12 protein-coding genes and 1 tRNA gene are annotated in these 22,628 nt (G+C 63.9%); 3 read left to right on the top strand and 10 right to left on the bottom strand.

Features of this window, described 5'->3' with window-relative positions:
- Positions 1 to 53: 53 nt before the first annotated feature.
- The 3 genes from K2Z83_RS10985 to K2Z83_RS10975 all read right to left on the bottom strand — a co-directional run bounded on the left by K2Z83_RS10985 (position 54) and on the right by K2Z83_RS10975 (position 4,194).
- The gene (locus K2Z83_RS10985; protein WP_220595226.1) at positions 54 to 1,676 is read right to left on the bottom strand and encodes an ABC transporter substrate-binding protein; all 1,623 of its coding nucleotides are present in this window, start codon (positions 1,674 to 1,676) and stop codon (positions 54 to 56) included.
- 116 nt (positions 1,677 to 1,792) lie between these two features.
- The gene (gene cysS, locus K2Z83_RS10980; protein ID WP_220595225.1) at positions 1,793 to 2,992 is read right to left on the bottom strand and encodes a cysteine--tRNA ligase; all 1,200 of its coding nucleotides are present in this window, start codon (positions 2,990 to 2,992) and stop codon (positions 1,793 to 1,795) included.
- Positions 2,993 to 3,135: 143 nt separating this feature from the next.
- Positions 3,136 to 4,194 (bottom strand): SpoIIE family protein phosphatase, encoded by a 1,059-nt coding sequence (locus K2Z83_RS10975; RefSeq protein WP_220595224.1) that lies wholly within the window; start codon positions 4,192 to 4,194, stop codon positions 3,136 to 3,138.
- Between the two features lie 33 nt (positions 4,195 to 4,227).
- Between K2Z83_RS10975 and K2Z83_RS10970 the strand changes: the two genes are divergently transcribed.
- The gene (locus K2Z83_RS10970; RefSeq protein ID WP_220595223.1) at positions 4,228 to 5,577 is read left to right on the top strand and encodes a sugar ABC transporter substrate-binding protein; all 1,350 of its coding nucleotides are present in this window, start codon (positions 4,228 to 4,230) and stop codon (positions 5,575 to 5,577) included.
- Here K2Z83_RS10970 and acnA read toward each other — a convergent pair.
- The gene (gene acnA / locus K2Z83_RS10965; protein WP_220595222.1) at positions 5,529 to 8,279 is read right to left on the bottom strand and encodes an aconitate hydratase AcnA; all 2,751 of its coding nucleotides are present in this window, start codon (positions 8,277 to 8,279) and stop codon (positions 5,529 to 5,531) included. The genes K2Z83_RS10970 and acnA overlap by 49 nt on opposite strands.
- A gap of 273 nt (positions 8,280 to 8,552) precedes the next feature.
- Complete coding sequence (locus K2Z83_RS10960; protein WP_220595221.1) at positions 8,553 to 8,957, bottom strand: hypothetical protein; 405 nt, start codon at positions 8,955 to 8,957, stop codon at positions 8,553 to 8,555.
- 131 nt (positions 8,958 to 9,088) lie between these two features.
- On the opposite strand from K2Z83_RS10960, the gene K2Z83_RS10955 reads away from it, so the two are divergent.
- Positions 9,089 to 9,165, top strand: a tRNA-Arg gene (locus tag K2Z83_RS10955).
- Positions 9,166 to 9,426: 261 nt separating this feature from the next.
- Here the strand turns inward: K2Z83_RS10955 and K2Z83_RS10950 are convergent.
- Genes K2Z83_RS10950 through K2Z83_RS10940 form a run of 3 tightly spaced genes read right to left on the bottom strand, consistent with a single transcriptional unit; the run spans position 9,427 to position 15,361 of the window.
- On the bottom strand, positions 9,427 to 10,365 hold the full coding sequence (locus tag K2Z83_RS10950) for an AAA family ATPase (RefSeq protein WP_220595220.1): 939 nt from the start codon (positions 10,363 to 10,365) through the stop codon (positions 9,427 to 9,429).
- Positions 10,365 to 12,896, bottom strand: coding sequence for a hypothetical protein (locus K2Z83_RS10945; protein WP_220595219.1), 2,532 nt, complete (start codon positions 12,894 to 12,896; stop codon positions 10,365 to 10,367). Before K2Z83_RS10945 ends, K2Z83_RS10950 begins: the two co-directional genes overlap by 1 nt.
- Positions 12,897 to 12,907: 11 nt before the next feature.
- Positions 12,908 to 15,361, bottom strand: coding sequence for a hypothetical protein (locus tag K2Z83_RS10940; protein ID WP_220595218.1), 2,454 nt, complete (start codon positions 15,359 to 15,361; stop codon positions 12,908 to 12,910).
- 513 nt (positions 15,362 to 15,874) lie between these two features.
- Here K2Z83_RS10940 and K2Z83_RS10935 point away from each other — a divergent pair.
- Entirely contained in the window at positions 15,875 to 20,908 is a 5,034-nt protein-coding gene (locus tag K2Z83_RS10935) for a CHAT domain-containing protein (protein ID WP_220595217.1), read from the top strand.
- A 345-nt stretch (positions 20,909 to 21,253) separates the two neighbouring features.
- On the opposite strand, the gene K2Z83_RS10930 is transcribed toward K2Z83_RS10935, so the two are convergent.
- On the bottom strand, positions 21,254 to 22,258 hold the full coding sequence (locus tag K2Z83_RS10930; RefSeq protein WP_220595216.1) for a tyrosine-type recombinase/integrase: 1,005 nt from the start codon (positions 22,256 to 22,258) through the stop codon (positions 21,254 to 21,256).
- Positions 22,258 to 22,628, bottom strand: a 371-nt coding sequence (locus K2Z83_RS10925; protein ID WP_220595215.1) for a helix-turn-helix transcriptional regulator, incomplete at its 5' end; no start/stop codon positions are given. The genes K2Z83_RS10925 and K2Z83_RS10930, both read right to left, overlap by 1 nt.

Below are 22,628 nucleotides of genomic sequence, written 5' to 3'. Positions count from 1 at the left end.
GCGAAGCTCTCCCACACCCTCACCGTGCGCGTTGCTATCGCGCAAGCGCAGCCCTACGGCTGCGCTTGCGCGATTCTCACCAGAGTCCAGTCGGCGGCGATGATCCCCTGCGGCGTGAAGCTCAGCCCGCGCACCGTCGGTCGGATCAGGATGGTGATCTCGGGGTTGAAGAGCGGCAGCCAGCCCACCTCGCTCACCGCGATCTGCTCGGCCCGGTTGTAGAGCCTCAGCCGCTCGCCCGTCCGCGCCGGGTCGCTGATCTGATCGGCCTCGCTGGTCAGCTGGTCGAACTCGCTGCTCGACCAGTGCCCGTTGTTATAGGGCGAGTCGCTCTGGAGCTGGAGCGAGAGGAAGTTGTGCGGGTCGGGGTAGTCGGCCCCCCAGACGCTCAGGTACATCTGGAGGCTGGTCTCGGGGTTGGTCGGGTCGAGCACCATCGAGTCGAGGCGGGCGATGAACGCGTCGATCGGCAGCCCCTCCAGCCGCACCGCGATCCCAAGGGTGTCCCGCCAGTTGCGCTGGAGCGCCTGGGCGACCTTCTCGGTGTCGGTGTCGCGGCTGTAGGTCAGGCTCACGGGGGGCAGGCTCGACCCGGAGACATAGCCGGCGAGGCCGAGGGTGGATCGCGCCCCGAGCGGGTCGAAGCCGAGGGTGGTGATCGGCAGGCTGGCCCCCAGGAATCCCGCCGGCAGGATGCGCCCGGCCGGCGTGGCCTGGCCGGAGAGCGCCTGGCGCGTCAGGCTGTCCTTATCGACGGCCTGGGCGAAGGCCTGGCGCACATAGACATTGTCGAAGGGCGGGCGGCGGTTGTTGAATCCGATATAGCGCAGCACCGGCGCGCTGGCCGAGCGCAGGTCGGGCAGCCCGCGCACCTCGGACACCCGCTCGGCAGGGATGCCGCCCTGGATGCTGCCCATAATGTCCAGGTCGCCGGAGCGGTAGCTGGTGAAGGCCGCCGCCGTGTCGGGGAAGAAGATCAGCTCGACGTTGGCGACGCCGGGCGGGCCGGCCCAGTAGCTCGGGTTGCCCTCCAGCACCAGCTTCTTGCCGGCCTGGTGCTCCTTGACCCGGAACGGGCCGCTGCCGAAGGCCGTGTCGATCCAGCCGTCGCCGGCGGCCTCGATCTTGCCCGGCGGCACCACGAAGGCCAGGGCGTAGGTCAGCTGCGAGAGAAAGTAGCCCCGCGGCGAGTCGAGCGTGATCTCCAGCGTGCGCGCGTCGATGGCGCGCACCCCGCTCAGCGCCGGCGCCGCCTTCGTGTGCAGCTCCTCGGCGCCGACGATATGCTTGAGGAACTCGAAGGCGAAGGCCGTGCCCGTGTCGGGCGAGATCGTCCGCCGCAGGGCGTCGGCGAAGTCCTGGGCCGTGGCCGGCGTGCCGTCGCCGTAGGCCAGGTTCTTGCGCAGCGAGAAGGTGTAGACCGTGCCGTCGGCGCTCACCCGCCAGCTCTCGGCGCCGTCGCCGATCACCGCCAGGTCGGGGCCGAGGCGCACCAGGCCGCCGAAGATCAGGTTCACGGCGATGTTCGACTGGTAGTCGGCGAGGCGGGCCGGGTCGAGCCGGATAATATCGCTCACCCCCTCGACGCTCCAGCGCAGGGTGCCGCTCGGCGGGGTCGCGGGCTGCGGGGCGGGGCCGCAGGCCGACAGAAGAATCCCGGCGAGCAGGATCATCATGAGCGAGACGCGTCGTTGAGAGTCTGTGATCATCATTCAATTGCAGATTGCAGATTGCAGATTGCAGATTGCAGATGTCGCGACACCTGCAATCTATAATCTACAATCTGCAATACCTAATCGCCCAGCGTAAACCCAAGGGCGCCGGCGAGCTCGCGCAGCGCCGCCTGGCATGCGGCCACCTCGCGGCCGTCGGCGGCGGCGCGCACAATGTTGCCGGCCATAATGTGCAGCACCGCCAGGGCGGTCGGCGTGTTCAGGTCGTCCGCCATCGCGGCGGCGAACTCCGCGCGCGGCACCTCGGGGTGCAGCGGCATGCCCTGCCCGCCCGTCGCCGCCAGGGCGTCGCGCATCAGCCGGGCGGCCGCCCCGCTGCCGGCGACCTCGGCGGGGTGGTAGTCGAACTCCTCGCGGTAGTGCTGGCTCAGCAGGTACCAGCGCAGGGTGTCGGCGCTATGCTCGCGCAGGGCGTCGCGGGCGAAGACCAGGTTGCCCAGCGACTTGCTCATCTTCTCGCCGTCGAGCCAGACCAGGCCGGCGTGCATCCAGATCTGCACGAAGGGCCGCTTGCCCGTCACCGGCTCGGTCTGGGCGATCTCGCAGGGGTGGTGCGGGAAGAGCAGGTCGGCCCCGCCGCCGTGGATATCGATCTGCTCGCCGAGGTAGCGCGTGGCCATCGCGCTGCACTCGATATGCCATCCCGGCCGGCCCATGCCCCAGGGGCTCTCCCATGTCGGGTCGCCGGGCCGGCCCGTCTGCCAGAGCACAAAGTCGAGCGGGTCGCGCTTATGCGGGTCGGCGGGGTCATTGCCGCGCTGGTTGGCGGTGGCCAGCAGCTCGTCGTAGCCCATGCGGGCCATCTTGCCGAAGCCGGGGTCGGTCTGCACGCTGAAGTAGACGTTGCCCTCGGCGACATAGGCGTGGCCGAGCGCGATCAGCCGCGCGACGATCGGGATGATCGTGCCGATCTCCTGGCTGGCCCGGGGGAAGTAGGTCGGCATCAGAATATTCAGGCCGCGGTAGTCCTCAAGCAGCTGCGCCGTCTGGCGCTCGGCCAGGTCCTGCCAGCGCTCGCCGTCGCGGGCGGCCCGCTCGAACAGCGGGTCGTCGATGTCGGTCACATTCTGGCAGTAGCGCACCTCGGCGCCCTGCCAGCGCAGGTAGCGGATGAGCACATCGAAGGTCATGAAGGTGCGGGCGTGGCCGATATGCGTCGTATCATACGGGGTGACCCCGCAGACATAGAGCGTGACTGGCCGATCCTTCGGGATGACAAAGGTATCCTTCTCGCGGGAGAGCGAGTTGTAGAGGCGCATAGAGGCTCCTGATTGCTCGGCTGCAGATGGCTGATCAGTGGCTACCGCATGTCACCCTGAGCGAAGCGAAGGGTCCCGGCCGGGATTCTTCGCTTCGCTCAGAATGACATGCATGATAGAGGTAGCGCTTCACTCATTCGGTATTATATCGCGTCGCCGAAGGTTGTCCCTCCGGTGGTGAGCTGGGCCTCGTAGGCTGCGCCGCTGATCGTGCGCTGGGTGACGAGGATCGTAATGTCGTCGTGGGGCTCGGCCCCATCGGTGAAGGCCAGCACCGAGTCGAGGATGTGCCGGACAATATCGGCCACGCTGAGCCGCTGGGGCATGCTGGCGACGAGGGCCTCGAGTCGCTCAAAGCCATAGAGCTCATCGGCGCGGTTATGGGCCTCGACGATGCCATCGCTGAGGAAGATCATCGTGTCGCCGGGCGCGAGGCTGACCTCCACATCGGGGTAGTTGGCGGGCAGGAGCGTGCCGATCGGCAGGCCGCTCACATCGATGAAGCGGCAGCTGCTGCCGCCATCGGGGAGCGCGCGCACCAGCAGCGGCGCGATCATGCCGGCGTTCGCCACCGCCATCTGCTGGCGGGCGGGGTCGTAGATCGCGATCATCAGCGCGGCGTTCATGTGGTTCGCCTGGAGCCGCGGCTGGAGCGCCTCGTGGATGGCGATCAGCATGGCGCCGGGGTGGTCGAGCACCCGCGCCTGCGACTCCAGGGTCGAGCTGGTGAGCGCCATGAGCAGGGCGGCGGCTACCCCCTTGCCCGAGATATCGCCGATCGCCACGGCGGCCCGGCCGCCGGGCAGGGCCATGTAGGTGTAGAAGTCGCCGCCCACCTCGCTAGCCGGCAGGGAGCGCGCGTGGACGGTGAGCACCTCGTTCTTCCACGGCGGGCTGCTGGGCATCAGGCCCATCTGGATGTCGCGGGCGAGGATCAGGCCGTGGCGCAGGCGCTCATTCTGGTCGGCGATCTCGTGCAGGCTGACCTGCAGCCGCTCGGCCATCTGGTTGAAGGTGTCGGCCAGCTGGCTCAGCTCGTCGCGGCCGCCGACGATAATGCGGTGCTCAAGCCCGCCGCCGCCCAGCTCGCGCGCGCCGGCCGCCAGGGCGCGCACCGGCAGCACGATCCGGCGGGCCTGGTACAGCGCCCAGGCCAGGGCCAGCGCCACCACCAGCGCCACCACCAGCGCCAGCAGGAACACGCTGCGGTAGCAAGGACAGAGAGCGAGGGGACAGTGCCGTCACGCATATTCCGGGCGATCTGGCTGATGCTCATCGCCGCGCTGATCGCCGCCTGCGGCCAGCAGCCGGGCGGTGCCGACGGCGGCACCGCCACGCCCGAGGCGACGGCTGCGGCCGCAGCCGACCTGTCGCCCGACAGCGGCAAGACCCTGCTGCGCGTCGGCACGGGCGACAGCGGGGCGGGGCTGGAGCCCCACCGCCAGATCATCGCCCGCTTTGAGGCCGAGAACCCCGACATCCAGGTGCGGCTTGAGCCGGTCGGCAGCGGCGACTACTACCAGCTCATCCGCGACCAGATCGACTCCGGCGACCCGCCCGACATCCTGCAGATCGGCGACGACGCGGTGCCCTCCTTCGTCGAGCGCGGGGCCTTCCTGCCGCTGGACAACCTCATCGCCGGGGCGGAGTTCCCGCTCGACACCAGCATCTACCTGCCGGGCGTGCTCAACCCGGGCACGTGGGCCGGCAAGCAGTACCTGCTGCCCAAGGACTACACGCCCCTGGCCGTCTACTACAACAAGAAGATCTTCGACCAGTTCGGCGTGGCCTACCCGCAGGACGGCTGGACCTGGGAGGACTTCCTGGCCACGGCGCAGGCGCTGACGAAGGACACCAACGGCGACGGGCAGACCGATATCTGGGGCGCGCAGCTGCCGGGCTCCTGGGCGCCCAACTTCGAGTACTGGTCGGCCTCGGCCGGCGGGCGGCTGGTCAGCTCCGAGGGGCTCGGCTTCATCGGCTACATGGACTCGCCGCAGAACGCCGAGGCGCTCCAGTTCTACACCGACCTCTACCACCTGCACCATGTCGCGCCGATCACCGCGAGCCTGAACCCCTTCGACCCGAGCAACAACCAGTTCGCCAGCGGCGCCGCCGCCATGCTGCTCTTCGGGCGCTGGCCGCAGGCCGGGCTGCGCGCCAACCCGCAGATCGACCTGGGCGTGGTCGGGCTGCCCACCGGCCGGCGGCGGGCCAACATCCTGCTCTGGGGCGGCTTCGGCATCTCGGCGCTCAGCACGCACCAGGACGCCGCATGGCGCTTCCTGCGCTTCTACGCCGGCGAGCCGGGGGCCCAGGTCTGGAAGGACTGGGCGCTGCCCACGGTGCGCTCGGTGGCCGAGACGGCGGGCATGACCGCCGACCCGATCGAGGGGGTCTGGCTGAGCGAGCTGAACTACCTGGTGCCGCGCGCCTACACCTCGATGCCGATCTGGCCGACGGCGGGCGAGCCGGCGGTGAGCAAGCTGCTCGACCGGGTGATCCGTGACCGCGATCTCGACATCTCGCTGTCGCTCTACGAGGCGGCGCAGGACGCGCAGGGGGCGATGATCATACAAAAGTAGGGGCGCAGCACGTACTGCAGGATGCCGCCGTGGATGTAGTACTGGATCTCCTGGGGCGTGTCGATCCGCACCAGAGCCTTGAACTCTGTGATGCCGGCCGGGCCGGTCGCCCGCACCGTCAGCTCGCGGCCGTCGGCGAAGCCTGAGGCCACCGCGTCGGCCAGCCCGACCACATCGAAGGTCTCCGTGCCGCTCAGGCCGAGGGTGTCGGCGCTCTGGCCGGGCAGGAACTGGAGCGGCAGGATGCCCATGCCGACCAGGTTCGAGCGGTGGATGCGCTCGAAGCTCTCGGCGATGACGACCTTGACGCCCTGGAGGTACGGCCCCTTGGCGGCCCAGTCGCGCGAGGAGCCGTTGCCGTACTCTTTGCCGGCCAGGATCATCAGCGGGGTGCCGTCGGCCTTATACTTCATGGCCGCGTCGTAGAGAAACATCACCTCGCCGGTGGGCAGGTAGGGCGCGTAGCCGCCCTCGGTGCCAGGGGCCAGCTTGTTGCGCAGGCGCACGTTGGCGAAGGTGCCGCGCACCATGACCTCATCGTTGCCGCGCCGCGAGCCGTAGCTGTTAAAGTCGGGCGTGTCCACGTCGTGCTCGAACAGGTACTCGCCGGCGGGCGACGTGGCCTTGATGCTGCCGGCCGGGCTGATGTGGTCGGTGGTGATGCTGTCGCCCAGGAAGGCCAGCACGCGCGCGCCGCTGATCTCGGCCACCCGCGCCGGCGGATCCTCGGACATCGCGTCGAAGTAGGGCGGCCGGCGCACGTAGGTGCTTCGGTCGCTCCAGGCGAAGCGGTCGCCCTCGGGGATGGCGATGCCCTCCCACAGCTCATCGCCCACGAAGACCGTGCTGTAGCTGCGCTGGTACATGTCCGACTGGATAGCGGCGGCGATCGTGTCGCGCACCTCGGCCTGGGTCGGCCAGATGTCGCGCAGGTAGACCGGCTTGCCGTCCTTGTCCTCGCCGAGCGAGGCGCTGGCCAGGTCGATGTCGATGCGCCCGGCCAGGGCGTAGGCCACCACCAGCGGCGGCGACATCAGGTAGTTGGCCTTCACATCCTGCTGGACGCGGCCCTCGAAGTTGCGGTTGCCCGAGAGCACCGAGGTGGCCACCAGGTTGCCCTGCTCGATCGCCGCGCTGATCTCGGTCGCCAGCGGGCCGGAGTTGCCGATGCAGGTGGTGCAGCCGTAGCCCACCGTGTTGAAGCGCAGCGTGTTCAGGTAGGGCGTCAGGCCAGCCTTGTCCAGGTATTCGGTGACGACCTTCGAGCCGGGGGCCAGGCTGGTCTTCACCCAGGGCTTGGTGTCCAGGCCCCGCTCGACGGCCTTCTTGGCCACGAGGCCGGCGGCGACCATCACCGAGGGGTTGGAGGTGTTGGTACAGCTGGTGATCGCGGCGATCACCACCGAGCCGTGGTGCAGTGCGTAGTCCGTATCGGCTACGGCCACCGCGCTGGCCTCCAGGTCGGCGAGCGGCTGGGGGGCGCCGGGGTTGAGGATCAGCGGGACGGCGTCGTGGAAGGACTTGTTGACGCCGGTGAGCGGCACGCGGCCCTCGGGGCGCTTCGGCCCGGCCACGCTCGGCTCGACGGTCGAGAGGTCCAGCGCCAGGGTGTCGGTGTACTCAGCCTCGGGGCTGCTCTCGTCGTGGAAGAGGCCCTGGGCCTTCATGTAGGCCTCGACCAAGGCCACGCGCTCCTCAGAGCGGCCGGAGAAGCGCAGGTAGCGCAGCGTCTCGGCGTCCACCGGGAAGATCCCGCAGGTCGCGCCATACTCGGGGGCCATGTTCGCGATCGTCGCCCGGTCGGCCAGAGGCAGGGCGGCCAGGCCGGGGCCGAAGAACTCGACGAATTTGCCGACCACGCCCTTCTTGCGCAGCATCTGCGTGACCGTCAGGACGAGATCGGTGGCGGTGGCGCCCTCGGGCAGCGAGCCGGTCAGCTTGAAGCCGACCACCTGAGGGATGAGCATGGAGACGGGCTGGCCGAGCATGGCCGCCTCGGCCTCGATCCCGCCGACGCCCCAGCCAAGCACGCCCAGGCCATTGATCATCGTCGTGTGGCTATCAGTGCCGACCAGGGTGTCGGGGTAGGCCTGGGCCGGCCCGGTGGCGCGCGGGTTCTCATCGGAGGTGAAGACCACGCGGGCCAGGTACTCCAGGTTCACCTGGTGGACGATACCGTTGCCGGGGGGGACGACCTTAAAGTTCTGGAAGGCCGTCTGGCCCCAGCGCAGGAAGGCGTAGCGCTCCTGGTTGCGCTCAAACTCCAGGTCGCGGTTGATCAGCAGGGCCGCCTCAGAGCCGTAGGAGTCGACCTGCACCGAGTGGTCGATCACCAGCTCGACCGGCTGGAGCGGGTTGATCAGGCCGGGGTCGCCGCCCATGGTAGCCATCGCATCGCGCATGGCGGCCAGGTCGACGACACACGGCACGCCGGTGAAGTCCTGGAGGATGACGCGGGCGGGGGTGAAGGCGACCTCCTTATCGGGGGTGGCCTGGGGCTGCCAGCCGGCCAGGGCCAGGATGTCATCGGCGGTGACGGTGCGACCGTTCTCGGTGCGCAGCAGGTTCTCAAGCAGGATGCGGAGCGAGAAGGGCAGGCGGCCGAGGTCGATGCCGCGCTGGGCCAGGGCGTCGAGGCGATAGATCTCGTACTCATTATCGCCGACGCGGAGGGTGGACCGTGCGCCAAAGCTGTTGGTCATACAAATGTCTCCTCTGACGTCTATGAGGGGCGTCGTCGCTAGTAGAGGATAGTGAATGGCAGCACTGATTATAGCACGCAGGGATACAGCATCTGGAAGAGCGACGACCGACGACCGACAGCTGTCGGTCATCGGTCGTCGCGGTGCGACGTGCCGCCAGAGACGCGAGCCAGCGCAGATTCAAGCAGCCTTTTTAGACAAGATGCTGCGTGCTGTCTCATCGTAACGCCCAACCCCCGACTCCCAACTCCTACCCCCTGCGCTGAAAGCGCACTAGCGCCGAGGGAGCGCGCGCCAGATAGCGTGGCCGACTGCGGCGAGCGCGCCGAGGGCGAGGATGGCCAGTCCGGCCACCTGATCGAATGCGGCGGCCTGATCTGCGGGGAGGGCGAGCCGGTAGATCGCGGCGTGGGTGCCGCAGGCGTAGGCGAGCAGGGCGGCGCTGATCAGCGTAGCCCGCCGCTGCGACCAGATGCTGGGCAGGGCGGCGGAGAGGATCGCGCCGATCAGAAGCATGCCGACGGCGAGCCCGGCGAGCAGGCTGGTCATCATCTGCGCGCCAAGGAGGGAGAAGAGTGCCGCCCCCGGCAGCGCCCCGAGCAGCAGCAGCGCGGGGGCAACCTCGGAGCGGGCGATAGCGGCTTTGAGCTGGGAGATCTGTCGGCTGAAGCGATCCATGGGCGTGCCTTATGGAGTGTTGGGGGCATGTATGTCACGCCGATCCTAGCACAGCGCAATTAAGGGGCCGTATCCGCCGGCCAAGAGAGAGTTGCCAAACTGGCCCGGCTTGGGTATAGTAAGCGGCGTACGGGGCTGTAGCTCAGTTGGATAGAGCAGCGACCTTCTAAGTCGTTGGCCGTGCGTTCGAGTCGCACCAGCCCCGCCAGCGCTGGGGCTGCCCGTTGTCAGAAAGGAGTATAACGCCCGTCAGAAAGGAGTATAACGATTGCCAGAAACTGGTATATCGCACTACGCTCTCGGGCGCTCTCGCGCATCACAATCGGGTAAGCGGTGAACCCTCGCGGCGACACTGAAAGCTCGATTTTGGCGCTTTCTGCAACGGTCACAACAACGGCTGGCATTTGACGCATTGCATCAAATGCCAGCCGCTGTCATTTCTAGGAGTGTTGAAGCAGCCCTGAAGGGGTCAGTTAGGGAGCTTGAAGTTGAGCACTTGCTCGACCATTGACCGGGTAATCAGGCGATCTTCACGAGAACGAGGGCCGAGCAGCCGATTAAAATGTCGGGTGCGCGTATCAATACTCTTCCAGTCACCAGCCGTGACCTTCCAGAATTGGCGAATGATCACCTGGAAGTGTTGTATTAACTCTGGCTCAAAGGATGCGCCGATATCCTTGAACACTGGGGTGATCACTGCTTCATAGAACTCCTTCGATACCAGCGGTCGCAACTCAATTGGCTGCTCCACACCAGATTCGTCAATGCGTGCCTGTTTGAACAGTCGTCCCATTGGCTCGTCCTGCCCTTCGCTCAGCTGTAACTGAGCACCAAAGATCAGTCCGATCTGGTTGTTGAGACGAGCCCGCATCCGAAACAGCAACTTGACTGTCTTCGCATCGAGACGGTGGGCGTTGTCGATGATAAGGGTGCGGACATCAAGGCGCTTCAGCTCAAGGCAGATCTCTCCGAAAAGCCAAAGCAGCTGGCGTGATGAGTAGAGGGACTGCTCCTCACGGTACCATCGAGGCAACGCACCATTGCCGCCGACCTGCCGTGCGAGCTGAGCAAGGCTGAACATGATCGACGACAGCATGGTTGCGGTGATAGGGGCGGTTGTATCGGCACCAAGCGTATTTTTCTCTGTCTCATCGTAGTCAGCGTAGAGCACTGGCGCTCGATGAATGTCGATACCACACACTTGCTGGCGGTACTCGGTCGCAAAGTACTTCAGTAGAAACGATTTCCCCGTACCTGCCTTGCCGAGCAGGGTCATGACTAAGAGCAGATCGAAGCTCGTGCCGGCGTTGAGTGCGCTGAGAATCGCATTGGTATCAGGGTAGGCAGCATCCGGCGTGGTCTTATCGACCTGATTCTTGTGAGGGATAAATCCGCGAAGCCCGAGCATTATGGTTTCGCCTTGCGCTGCATTTCAGCAATAAAGTTGGGAATGTCAATATCGTCTTCGGCCTCTGGTGGTGTCACTGGTGCTGGTTGAGATGCCGCATTACCACGTCTCCGCTTCTTTCCACTACTGACTTCTGCTGTAGAGGGTTCCTGCTGCCCTAGCGAAGCGGCTTCAGCTAGAAGTGGCTCGATCTCAGGTGAGATCGTCCCGGTCGTGATCTGCTGCACAACATCAGGCTGATCCTGCCCCGGCTGCGATACATCAGCATTGGGTGAAGGAGGTGCCATATCAGCGCTATCAACTGTTAGTGCGGTCGTCCCGGTCGCAACCTGCTGCACAATCTCAGGCTGATTCTGCCCCGGCTGCGATACATCAGCATTGGGTGAAGGAGGTGCAATATCAGCGCTATCAGCGGCTGCTGTAGGTATATCAAGTTCGCCGCCAGTGCTGCCTGCATCTATCCTATCCTGGCTCTCGGCAGACTCATGTGGGTAGAACTGGCGGTTTCGGCGTAGCCCATCGATAACCAGAGGGGCATTGGCGCTCCTGAGAATAGTCCGCATGAAGAAATCGCCCAACTCAGCGCCATCGCCATGCTCAAGGCGATGCTCGACATCCATCAGCATCTTGTTGTGGCGTTGCCATGAGAGGCTACGCGATTCCGCAGGCACTGCAAGTTCCCACGTCGCTTCATTGTCAAGGCTAAAGAGGACAAGCCGCTGTGGGGGAGTCCCTCCAAGTTCAAAGACACATAACTTGATGTCGGCTTCCTTCTTCTTCTTTGCTTCAAGTTTAGAGCGCCGAATCGAGAGATCTGCAAACCGCTCATAGAGACTCGGATCAGGTCTAGCGCCAACATATGAAACACCACCGAGCGGAAACCAGCAATCAGGATCTTGCCGAGGCTCGCGTGTATCTCGCCACTGGCTTAAGGCAAACATTGCGAGGTTTGTCGGCGAGGGGGCTGTTAGCATAAGATTCGGCCCTTCATTCCAGCGAGCAATACGCGACGGGCCACCCTTGGGATCATCATCATTGTTCCAATGCCATACATACTGGGCAAAATCGGTTCGTAGAGCCGCAGCAGCCGTGAGATTCTTGCGACTTTTCTTCCTGCTACGGCGAAAGTCACGTTCGCGAACATAATATGGTTGGGTCTTAAGAAAGCCATCCATAATCTGTTGTGAGACCTCGATGCCACCACCTCCGCGTGCCCGATACCTTCGTCGGTAGACGATACGCGTAGGATCTTCACCAGGAGCAATCATGAAATGTTGGTGATGCTTGATCTCTTTAAACCCGTTGTCCGCATAGTATGTACGGTAGCGTCCACCTATCTCAAGGCAAGAACGTGCTACGGTTGCGCGGCACAGCTGCCCATCAAAGTTCTGGGTTTGTTCCTCGCCTTGATCGTCAATGAACTTCACAAAAACCAACTCCCAACTGGTGATCCGCTCGGTGGCATCATCGACGACCAACATGGCATGAACGGTCGATTCGACTCCATCGTTATCTACGACAACCGGGAGCGGTCGGATATCAAACTGACAACGGTCGCCGGGGCCACGCACACTCGCACGGTTCGCGATAGCAGGGAGGTGCTCTTGAAGCACCGAAGCATCACCCTCATCAGCGACGGCAACACGTGCTGCGTGGCGCTCCTCGTAGTCCTTAATAATGCGATACGTTGTTCGCTGGCTGTGAACTGAGCCGTATGTCTGCTCAACAAGCGAATGAATCAACCGCTTCTCAATAATGTTGTCAATTTCACTGTAGTTGCCAGCACCATCACGTGAGAGCCACTTGCGATTCACGCGAGCCTTCTCAATCGCGTCAATAACCTCAGGTGAAGATTGCCGGCCTTTTGGGCGACCAACAGGTTTCGGTGTATGGGCGCGCATATAGTCATGATCGGGGAAGAATTCGCAGTATATTCGCTGGTTGGCAATGCTCTTGCTGATCCATACTTCAGCGTAGCCATGTGCGTCGGCCACTTCGGCAAGCATTCCAGGCGGCAACTGGCCAAGGGTGTCTTGTAACTGCCGGAGATTGAAGATGACCTCTGCGAAATCTTTGATGCGATTTCGCTCACCCTCATCGATGATAAGTGAGAGTTCGATACCAGGGCGAGGTGGTTTACTCTCTGCTGATCGATTCGCTGGCTGTTGTTTGTCGAAGGATGCCCGCTTCGCCTTCCTTCGCTGGAATTCCCGAGGGATAGGAGTAAACGCATTCGCCGGGTGTTCACCCTTATGCGCCGCATGGTATCTCTGGTATTGAGCCATAGCTTCACGTACCTCAACCAGAGTCTGGTGGAACTGCACGGCCGCTTGTTCCAAGGCTTCATCCAATAGCGCGCTGCCCTGCTTCTGTTCGGCATCCACAAGGGCTTGGATGCATGCAGCATAGGTAATCAGCGAATCGCGCTCGCGCTTCGTCAGCTTGGAAATGTCCGTCCGGCGATGTGGCCCAAGCTGCTTGCCACGGTTGCTCTTGCCTGCTGCCTTCGTGAGGTGACGATGCTTTGCCATACCACAAGCTCCTATCGCTCGCGTAGATAGTGTAGTTCTGCTCCCAGAGCACTTGGCAGTTCGACAAAGAGACCTCTGCTCGTTGGCACGTTGTGTGGTAGCGGCGCCGGTAACGGATACTCTCGACTGTGAAGGAACATGCGCTCGTATTGCTGAAGGCCAGAGCCCTCATACCGTCGTCCAAGCCTTGTTATCGCACCTTGAACGACTTCAACTATCTCCCCAATGCGCGGTAGCAGCCACCCGGCCGCTGGCGTGTCGTGCCCAGGCATCACTACGCCATGCCGAGCGATCTCATTCCAGACGGGGGATGGGCTATGTCCCAGAAAGGACGTCTTGAGGATCCACGACTCCAGAACACGCATCACGCGGCTCGGTGTGCGCTCGTCAGGCCGCAGCTGTTTCGTGATCTCCGCGAAACCCTTGCCCGTGATTTTCTTCAGGAGCTTGCCGATCTTGTCCTTTACCAGCTGTGATCGCGGCTGAATCAGCACGTCACAGAGCAGGTAGTCGGCGGCGCGATCAAGGTCGGCTCGGTCGCCGATGAGTAACTCCTTCGACACGACAACCTGCTCTGGGAGGCCCTTGACAGGCCAGTTCTCTGCGCCAGGGTGCCAGATCGCTTGATAGAGCGCCAGGCATACCTCGCGAATGGTGGGTGCCTCAACGCTCGGCCAGGCCGCGAGCGGAAGGGCACCGTTGGCCTCGATTACGAGCGTCAGGTGGCTGCCAGCACCAACGGGTCGACCGAGCGCATCACACAGGGGGAATGGTGCGGGAAGGGAGATGACGAACCACCGTTCATGCAGCCTCGGTGCGCTAGCTAGGGTGAGGGTGCCGCGCTGGCGCAGCCGAACGGTCGCCTCGCCCTGCCCGCCATGCCAGAACGCCGGGCGGGGGATGGCATTGAACACGGCGCGGGCGAGGAGCGGTGAGATTGGGTTGGGCAGGTCCAGCGCTCGTCGGTACGTATCGAGCTGTGCCATCAGTCGTGGCCAGGGCACGCGCCCGTCGAGTCGACCGTATTTGATCAGCCGGAGCCACGAGCGCACGCGCGGGTCAAGGCAGTGCATGCGTTGATTGCGGGGCAGCAGGCCCAGGGCACCGTAGGTAATCAGCTCGCGTAGGAGAGCCTCTGCCTCGCGTTCGTCCACGTTACTGAGCTCGGCGAATGCCTTGATCAGAACTGTGGCTGGCTTTGGCTTGCGGGCTGGGCTAATACGCGGCATCTGGAGACGGCCTACCGCTCGGCGTGGTCGCTTCTGCTTGCGACGCCTAATGATCGCCGCGAGCCCGAACCGAAAGCGTCGGCTCACGCGTATCCGCCGCGGGTTAGAGGGGTGCTCGGTGAGCAGGGGCACCAGAGGAAATGGCACGCCGCTGCGCCGGATCGCCGCATAGAGATGAAAGACCAGAACCTCGATATATGCCTGGTCGTCTTCAGCCAGCGCAGCGTAGTTGTCGCGCAGGATGCGCCGTAGCTGGAGCTGCTCGTAGCGCTCAACGGCGAGGACCTGATCATCGCCGCTATGGCTGCGGTAGGCGACGATCTCACTGAGTCCGCCGTGAAGCGTGCGCTCAACCAGCGCCTGTGCCTCGATCGTCGTGTAGCTGTGGTGCTCAACCAGCACCTGCACTACGGTCGCACGACGACGCGTACCGAAGGCTTGCGCTAACCGCCTCCGATATTCGCTGTTCCTCGGCTCACTCAGCAGCCGGATGCACCAGGTTTTGGGCTCTGCCGCCTTCCAGGCGCGTGCGAGGGCCACAATATCAATGTGGAGTTGAGGCCAGATGACGGGTGAAGAGAGCGCAGCGATGCGTTCCCGATGCGATTGCAGAAGCAGCAGTTCATCGGTGTGAGCATAGTCCGAACTCGTGAGGAGACCTACATCGTGGTGCGCGAGGTAGGCGAGCACGACTCCGCGCGCCAGCCCGGCGGCGCGCTGCTCACAACGCCGCCATGCCTCGACAACAAGCGCTGCTGTCTCCTTGTCGCGACAGAGCTGGCGGGCCACCAGCTGGCTCACCCGATGGCTGTGATGTGGGATTGCGTCCAGCAGGCTGCGGGCTGAGTCAATGATTTGATCAGCGGGAGGGCGCTGGTACTTGCTGGTGGTCGGGTCGAGGACATCGAAGCTGCCTGTTCGATAGAGTTGAGCTAGCGTGGTCGTCTCGGCGGCCTGGATGAGATCCAAGTCACGGGCGAGCGGAAGCAGAAACTCATCGAGCCAGGCATCGCGCCCGCGGCTTCGCTGATCGAAATCCTGTGCTGAGGTGCGGCTTACTGCACGCTCAAGCTGGATCAGCCAGTCTTGTCGCTCTAACTCACCGTCAATCGCAGCTGCCGCCGATGTAGCCTGCCAGCGTGTGAGGTGCTCCCGGACAATCGGCCTGCGTGCCTCAATGATCGACCAGGCTGTCGCGTCAAACAGCTGATCATTGGACTGATCGGGTTGGGCCATGTGCTGTCAATTCAATTATGGGGAGAAGGGGCTACCAGAATGATACGCATGAATGTTCCATCCGTCAACCACAGGCGCTCGTACGCGCATACATCACCAGCCCGTCTCTCCGGTTACAGATGAGCGGCTCAGATCCCCGCCCGGTCGATGGCGTCGCGCAGATCGTCGTCGTCGGGCACCGTGTAGATGCCGGTGGTGCTGAGGCGCGAGTGGCCGAGGACATGGAGCAATTACCCGACAGCTCCAAGCGTAACTCCTTCGCCGCTTGTAGCTGTTCAGAGCTAGATGGTAGACATTCAATGCTGTACAGCGTCTTTCAAGAGGCTGTGTGCCTTTATACAGCAACATTCACTCTAAAGGCTGTGTTACAATTTCGGACAACGCAACAGCCCACTCACGCCTGCCAAGCAATCGAGTGGGCCGTGCGGTCGCCAATAATTTGTGGTGCGCCTCAATCCTAGCACACGGGGGAACCCGTGACAAGGCGTGACGGCGCATAAGTAGGCCGCCGCTATGCCTTCTGCCCCTGCCTACGCGGACCTTGAGCTTCATCTCATTGCCGAAGCGCCGCACACCTACCGGGTAGACGTGCGCTTTCGCCTCGCGTTATCCATTATCGACACGCATCTGATCGCGGGTGAGGCCGCCAGGGTCGTCATTAACCAGGTGGCACTGGACGAGGTGTGGCCAGATGTCGATGCCTACGGCCAGCGCCTCGCCAGGATGCTCTTCGCCGACCTGCGCCTGCAGGCGGCCTTTACCAAAGCCCGCGACCAGGCCGAGGGCGCACGCCAGCCGTTGCGCGTCTGCCTGCGCCTCGATATGACCGATGTGGCCCTCCACGCCCTCCGCTGGGAGACGCTGCATGACCCGACGGGCAGCGGGCGCCTCTTTACAAGCGAGCGCGTCATCCTGTCGCGCTATATCGACAGCCCCGACACCGGCCCGATTGACCTCCGCACTCCCCGACAGCTTAAGGTCCTCATCGTCGTTGCGGCGCCTACAGATCTGAAAAAATACAAGCTCGCGTCGATCGATGTCACCGGCGAGGTGAAGCGCGCCCAGACGGCGCTTGGCACGTTGCGCTCGACTGTACTAACACGCGATGCGACCGGAGCTCCAGTGACTTTGACTGCCCTTGGCCAAGCGCTGCGCGACGGTGTAGATGTGCTCTACCTCGTCGCGCACGGGCAACTGATGGACGGGAAACCTTCCCTCTGCCTGGAACGCCAGGATGAGACTGCCGTTTGGGCCGACGGCGAGCAGCTGGTGCGGCAGATCGCCCAGCTCGCTCGTCGGCCGCTGCTTATTGTCCTGGCCTCCTGCCAAAGCGCTAGGCACACCCAAGATCAGGGAGCGCTCGCTGCCCTCGGACCCCGCCTCGCAGGGCATGGCGTGGCTGCGGTCGTTGCTATGCAGGGCAATGTGAGCATGGATACCGTCGCCCAGCTGGTGCCTGCCCTATTCCGCAAGCTGCGTGATGCCGGGCAGGTTGATCTTGCAATGGCGTACGCTCGAGCAGCCGTTGTCCACCAGCCCGATTGGTGGATGCCCGCCCTCTTCCTGCGCGTGCGGAGTGGGCAGATCCTTGAGCAGCTATACACCCCCGAACAGCACCTGCCCAGCCCATTCCGCGGTGCCGTCGTCCGTATGATAGAGGAGTACGAGGCGATCTTTGGCGGGCGAGAGAAAGAGCTGGCAGTGCTGAATACCTGGCTTGACCACGACATCCGGCCATACGCTTTCCTTCACGCACCCACCGGACGAGGAAAGACCGCCCTGCTTATCCATTGGGTTGCCCGTGTGCAGCAACGTGGGGATTGGAACGCCATTTTCGTACCTATCAGTCTACGCTTTCAGACGGCAACAGCTGAGAGTGTCCTTGGGGCCTTGGCCACGGCACTAGCCGCATTTCATGGCGAGCGTGAGCGGCTCACCACCTATAACACTTCACCGGATCAGCTGCGTCCACTCATCGCCGACTACCTGCGCCGCGCTCCTGATGATGGTCGGCGCCTTCTTGTGATACTTGATGGGCTTGATGAAGCTGTTGGCTGGCATATCGGGCGAGAACTCTTTCCGTGGGAGCCTGGATCCTATCTCCGCATTGTCGCCTCAGCGCGTCAGCGGGCGCAGATGACCCGTACGGACTGGTATGAGCAGCTCGGCTGGCGGGTTGGGCAGACCGCTGACCTGGAGCTCGCCGGATTACGCCGTGAGGCAGTGACTGATATTCTGCGACGGATGGGCAACCCCTTGGATACCCTGGCCAAGGATGTGGATCTGCTCAGTGAGATCACGCGTGTGAGCGAAGGCGATCCGCTCACGATTCGCTACCTCGTAGAGGCTCTCAAAGATGGAACACTCGCTCCTGGCAAGCTCGTCAGCCTGCCGCCAGGTCTGGAAGCCTATATACGTGTCTGGTACAAAGAGCTCGAGCAGAAGAGTAGCCGTATTACAGCGGTGTCTGCACTCCTGAGTCTCTGTGCGATCGCTCTGGGTCCGTTAACAAACAACGATATTCAGCGTCTCGCGCCAGAGCAGCTGAGTCAACAAGATGTACTCAATCAGGCCGTTGAGGAGGTAGGGCGCTTCATCATTGGCGACGGCAGCGAGCAGGGTGGCTATATCTTTAGCCATCCACGCCTACGCGAGATCTTTGCTGAGAAGGTTCGCTCGCTAGCGGAGCGCCGGAACATTCGCGAGCGCTTCATCGCTGATGGGCGAAAGTTGCATGAGGAGTGCGTGCGTCCAGTACCCGCCTATGTGCGCCAGTTCTGGATCACCCACCTTGCCGAGGCAAATGAATGGGATCTGGTAAAGCAGGTGCTGACCGAGGTAACCGAGCAGAACGAGCGTGTTGAGCAGTTTTGGTCTGCGACGCGATACACTGCTGAGGGAAGTTATACTGGCTATCTGGCGGATCTTGATATGCTCTGGCGTCACGCGGAAGAGTGTGGTGAGGTTGCTACTGGAATAAAGTGTGCGCTAATCATGGCCAGTATCCGAAGTTTGAGCGGAAACCTCACCCCTGAACTCCTGATGGGGCTGATAACCGTCGGCACAATGGACGGCCGCTGGAGTATGGCTGCGGCCCTGGAACATGTCCACCAAATGCCGGATGCGCACCGACAATTAGCAGCCATCAGAGCACTTATTACGATCCCAGTAACCATTTCATACGTTCAAGCTCTGGAAGTTACTCGCGCCATTGTCGACGAGCAGAGCCGGGCCTTGGCCCTCAGCGAGCTCGCCCCCCACCTGCCCGATGCGCTGCTGCCCAGCGCCCTTGAGGCCGCCCGCGCCATTGTCGACGAGCAGAGCCGAGCCTTAGCCCTCAGCGAGCTCGCCCCCCACCTGCCCGATGCGCTGCTGTCCAGCGCCCTTGAGGCCGCCCGCGCCATCACGAACGAGCAGAGCCGGGCCCTGGCCCTCGGCCAGCTTGCTCCGCACCTGCCAGCACCAGACCAGCTAGTCACCTATCAGGCTGCCTTTGAGGCTGCCCACGCCATAGCGAACCGGTGGAGCCGGGCCCTGGCCCTCGGCCAGCTCGCTCCGCATCTGCCAGCACCAGACCAGCCAGCCGCCTATCAGGCTGCCTTTGAGGCTGCCCGCGCCATCGCAAACGAGCGGAGCCGAGCTTTGGCTCTCGGCCAACTCGCCCCCCACCTGCCCGATACGCTGCTGTTCAGCGCGCTCAAAGCCGCCCGCGCCATCGCAAACGAGCGGAGCCGAGCTTTGGCTCTCGGCCAACTCGCCCCCCACCTGCCCGATACGCTGCTGCTCAGCGCGCTTAAAGCCGCCCGCGCCATCGCAAACGAGCACGGTCGGGCTGAGGCCCTCTGTCAACTCGCCCCCTACCTGCCCGATACGCTGCTGTTCAGCGCACTCAAAACCGCCCTCGCCATCGCAAACGAGCGGAGCCGAGCTTTGGCTCTCGGCCAGATTGCTCCGTACCTGCCAGCACCAGACCAGCCAGCCGCCTACCAGGCTGCCCTCGAGGCCGCCCTCGCCATCTCGAACAAGTTGGGTCGAGCCTTGATCCTCGGTGAGCTCACCCCGCGCCTGCCAGCACCAGACCAGCCAGCCGCCTACCAGGCTGCCCTCGAGGCTACCCTCGCCATCGTGGACAAGCGGAGCGGGGCCTTAGCTCTTAGCCAACTTGCCCCCCACCTGCCTGATACGCTGCTACCTACTGCCCTCAAAGCCGCTCACGCCATAGCGAATGAGCAGAGCCGAGCTGAAGTCCTTGGCAAGTTCGCCCCCCACTTGTCCGATGCACTGCTGCCTACTGCTCTCAAGGCCGCCCGCACCATCGCCGACGAACAGAGCCGGGCCTTGGCCCTCAGCGAGCTCGCCCCCCACCTGCCCGATGCACTGCTGCCCAGTGCCCTTGAGGCCGCTCGCGCCATAGTCGACGAGCCGAGCCGGGCCTCAGCCCTCGGCCAGCTCGCTCCGCATCTGCCCGATGCGCTGCTGCCAACTGCCTTCGAAGCCGCCCGCGCCATCGCCGACGAGCCGAGCCGGGCTGAGGCTCTCAGCCAGCTCGCTCCGCATCTGTCAGCAGCGGACCAACCAGCCGCCTACCAGGCTGCTCTCGAGGCCGCCTGCGCCATCGCTGACGAGCGGAGCCGGGCCTCAGCCCTCGGCCAACTCGCTCCGCACCTGCCCCTCGTGCTCTTGCCCAGCGCCCTTGAGGCCGCTTGCGCCATCATCGATGCAGAGAGTCGGGCCTCAGCTCTCAGCCAGCTCGCTCCGCATCTGCCCGATGCACTGCTGCCCACTGTCTTCGAGGCCGCCCGCGCCCTCGGAAACGGGCGGGCCCGGGCTGGAGTCTTGGGCCAGCTCGCTCCGCGCCTGCCCGATGCGCTGCTGCCGAGCGCTCTTGAGGCCGCCCTCACCATTGCCGACGAGCGGAGCCGGGCCTCAACCCTCGGCCAACTCGCTCCGCATCTGCCCGATACGCTGCTACCGACTGCCTTCGAGGCCGCCCGCGCCATCGCGGACAAGTGGAGCCGGGCCTTGATCCTCAGCAAGCTCGCCCCCCATCTGTCAGCACCAAACCAACCAGCCGCCTACCAGACTACCTTCGATGCCGCCCGCGTCATCGCGGATAAGCGGAGCCGGGCTGAAGTCCTGGGCCAGCTCGCTCCGCACCTGCCAGCACTAGACCAACCAATTGCCTACCAGGCTGCCCTCGAGGCCACCCGTGCCATTGCCGACGAGCGGAACCGGGCCTCAGCCCTCGGCCAGCTCGCTCCTCACCTGCCTCTCGAGCTTTTGCCTAACGCGCTTGAGGTCGTCTGCGCCATCTCTGATGAGCAGCGCCGAGCTGAAACCCTCAGCCAGATCGTTCCCTACATTGCTGCTTATAAAGTACCAGTTCAGATTTGGAGTTCAACACTCTGCTCGCTCGCCACGTACGGTCGTAGCGGCTTTCTCACGAGCCTTGCTGCTCTGAACCCCTGGCTTGTCACCCTAACCAAACCAGAAGAGCGGGTGCAGATCACTCAGGCGATCATCGCAGTTTGCCGTTGCTGGCCGTGAGTCATCATACAGAGGAGGGCGAGTTCACCCCGCTGTGTGGGCGAAGGACTATTGTGCAGTGCTCACATGAAGCTGCAGCTACAATACAACCTAGTGCCGGCGATCTACAGCAGCTTAAAAGTCATTGGATGCCTGAGCTCATTGGTCACAAGTTAAGGGTTTTACCGCTTTGTCAAGCCATGCGTCCAGATGCCGTAAACCGCCCCTTACGAGCCGAGCGCGATCTCAGTCGCAGCCGCCGCTGCCCAGAGGCGATATGCGGCATCACAACGGGAAGCTTGACAAGGCATCAGAATGCTTAACTTGTGAGCTATGGCCTGAGCTGAGGTTACGGGCTCTTGGTTATCAAATCCCGGCCCGCTCGACTGCATCACGCAGGTCATCGTCGTCGGGCACGGTGTAGATGCCGGTGGTGCTCAGCCGTGAGTGGCCGAGCACGCGCTGCACCTCGCTGAGGTCGGCGCCGCGGCGGAGCATACGCCGGGCCAGCGAGTGGCGCAGGGCGTGGGGCGAAGCCGCCTCAAGCTGGCTGGCCATCTGGGTAAACTGGCCCGCCCGCTCGACGCGCGGCTCTTTCTTCGCCGCCGCGCGCAGCTGCTCGGCGGCGCGCTGGCAGAGTATGGCGATACGATGGCGCACGAGGCGTGTGCTCATCCCCGGCACCAGTGGGTGGCCCTGCTTCGTGCGATCCTGGGCGACCAGCAGCGGCTCGCGCTCAGCGTCGCTGCCGATGGCCGGCAGGCCATCAGGACAGCGCAGCTCGTGGAGGTAGCGGCGCAGCAGAGCTACCGCGTCGCTGTGCAGGGGGATGCGTCGAGTCTTACGGCCCTTGCCCCGCCGGACGATCACATTCCCCGCATCCAGATCCAGATCGCGCAGCTGCACATCACAAGCCTCCTGGGAGCGCAGGCCCGCGTAGGCGAGCAGGGCGAGTAGCGCGCCGTCGCGCAGCCGAATGTGCGACTCCTCCTCGGCCTGCACGGCGCGCAGCACCGCATCGACCGCATCGTCGGGCAGGGAGCGCGGGCCGTGTTCCTCCAGCGGCAGATCGCGCACGCCCTTGGCCGGGTTCTCTCTGAGCAGCCGCTCAGCCACGAGCCACTCCCCGAAGCGGCGCAGCGTCGAGAGCCCGCGGTTGATCGTCGCCGGCTTGCGCTCTTCGACATCCTGGCGGTGGCGCACCCAGGCGCTGATGTCTTTCGCGAGGAGCTGCGTCGGGTCGAAGACGCGACCGCGCTGCTCCTCCCACCAGCGAGCGAAGGTCGCCAGGTCGGCGCGGGCGGCGCGCTGCGATGCTGGCTCACGTAGCGTGGCTAGGTAGCAGTCTGTGGTCGCGTTCAGCATCGGCATCAGGTGTCCTCAGCAGGGCGAATAGTCACTTCTTCGCGCCATCCGCCCGTCCCATCGGAGATTCGATTCATGAACATGAGCTCGCCGGTTGGCTCAAACGTATCCGGGTCAACACAAATCCAGCCCTGCTCGTTCGCCTCGGCGATGATCGCCGCGATATGTGCCTGACGCTCCGGCGTCATCACGGGCGGCCATGGGCCGAACCACGCCTCTCGGCGCTCCGGCGAAAGATCCAGCTTGTCGGCGATTGCCAGCCGGCGATCATCGGATAGCTCGGCATCGCCGCAGATGAGCCGCTCATAGAAATCCTGGCTCAGCCCAAGCCAGGCGGCGAAGTCGGCGACGCTCATCGTATGCTGCCGGCGCTGCG

The organism is Oscillochloris sp. ZM17-4 (genome assembly GCF_019599295.1).
GTDB lineage: Bacteria > Chloroflexota > Chloroflexia > Chloroflexales > Chloroflexaceae > Oscillochloris.
Note: the sequence above shows the minus strand (reverse complement) of the source record. Positions and strands in the feature narration are given on the sequence as shown.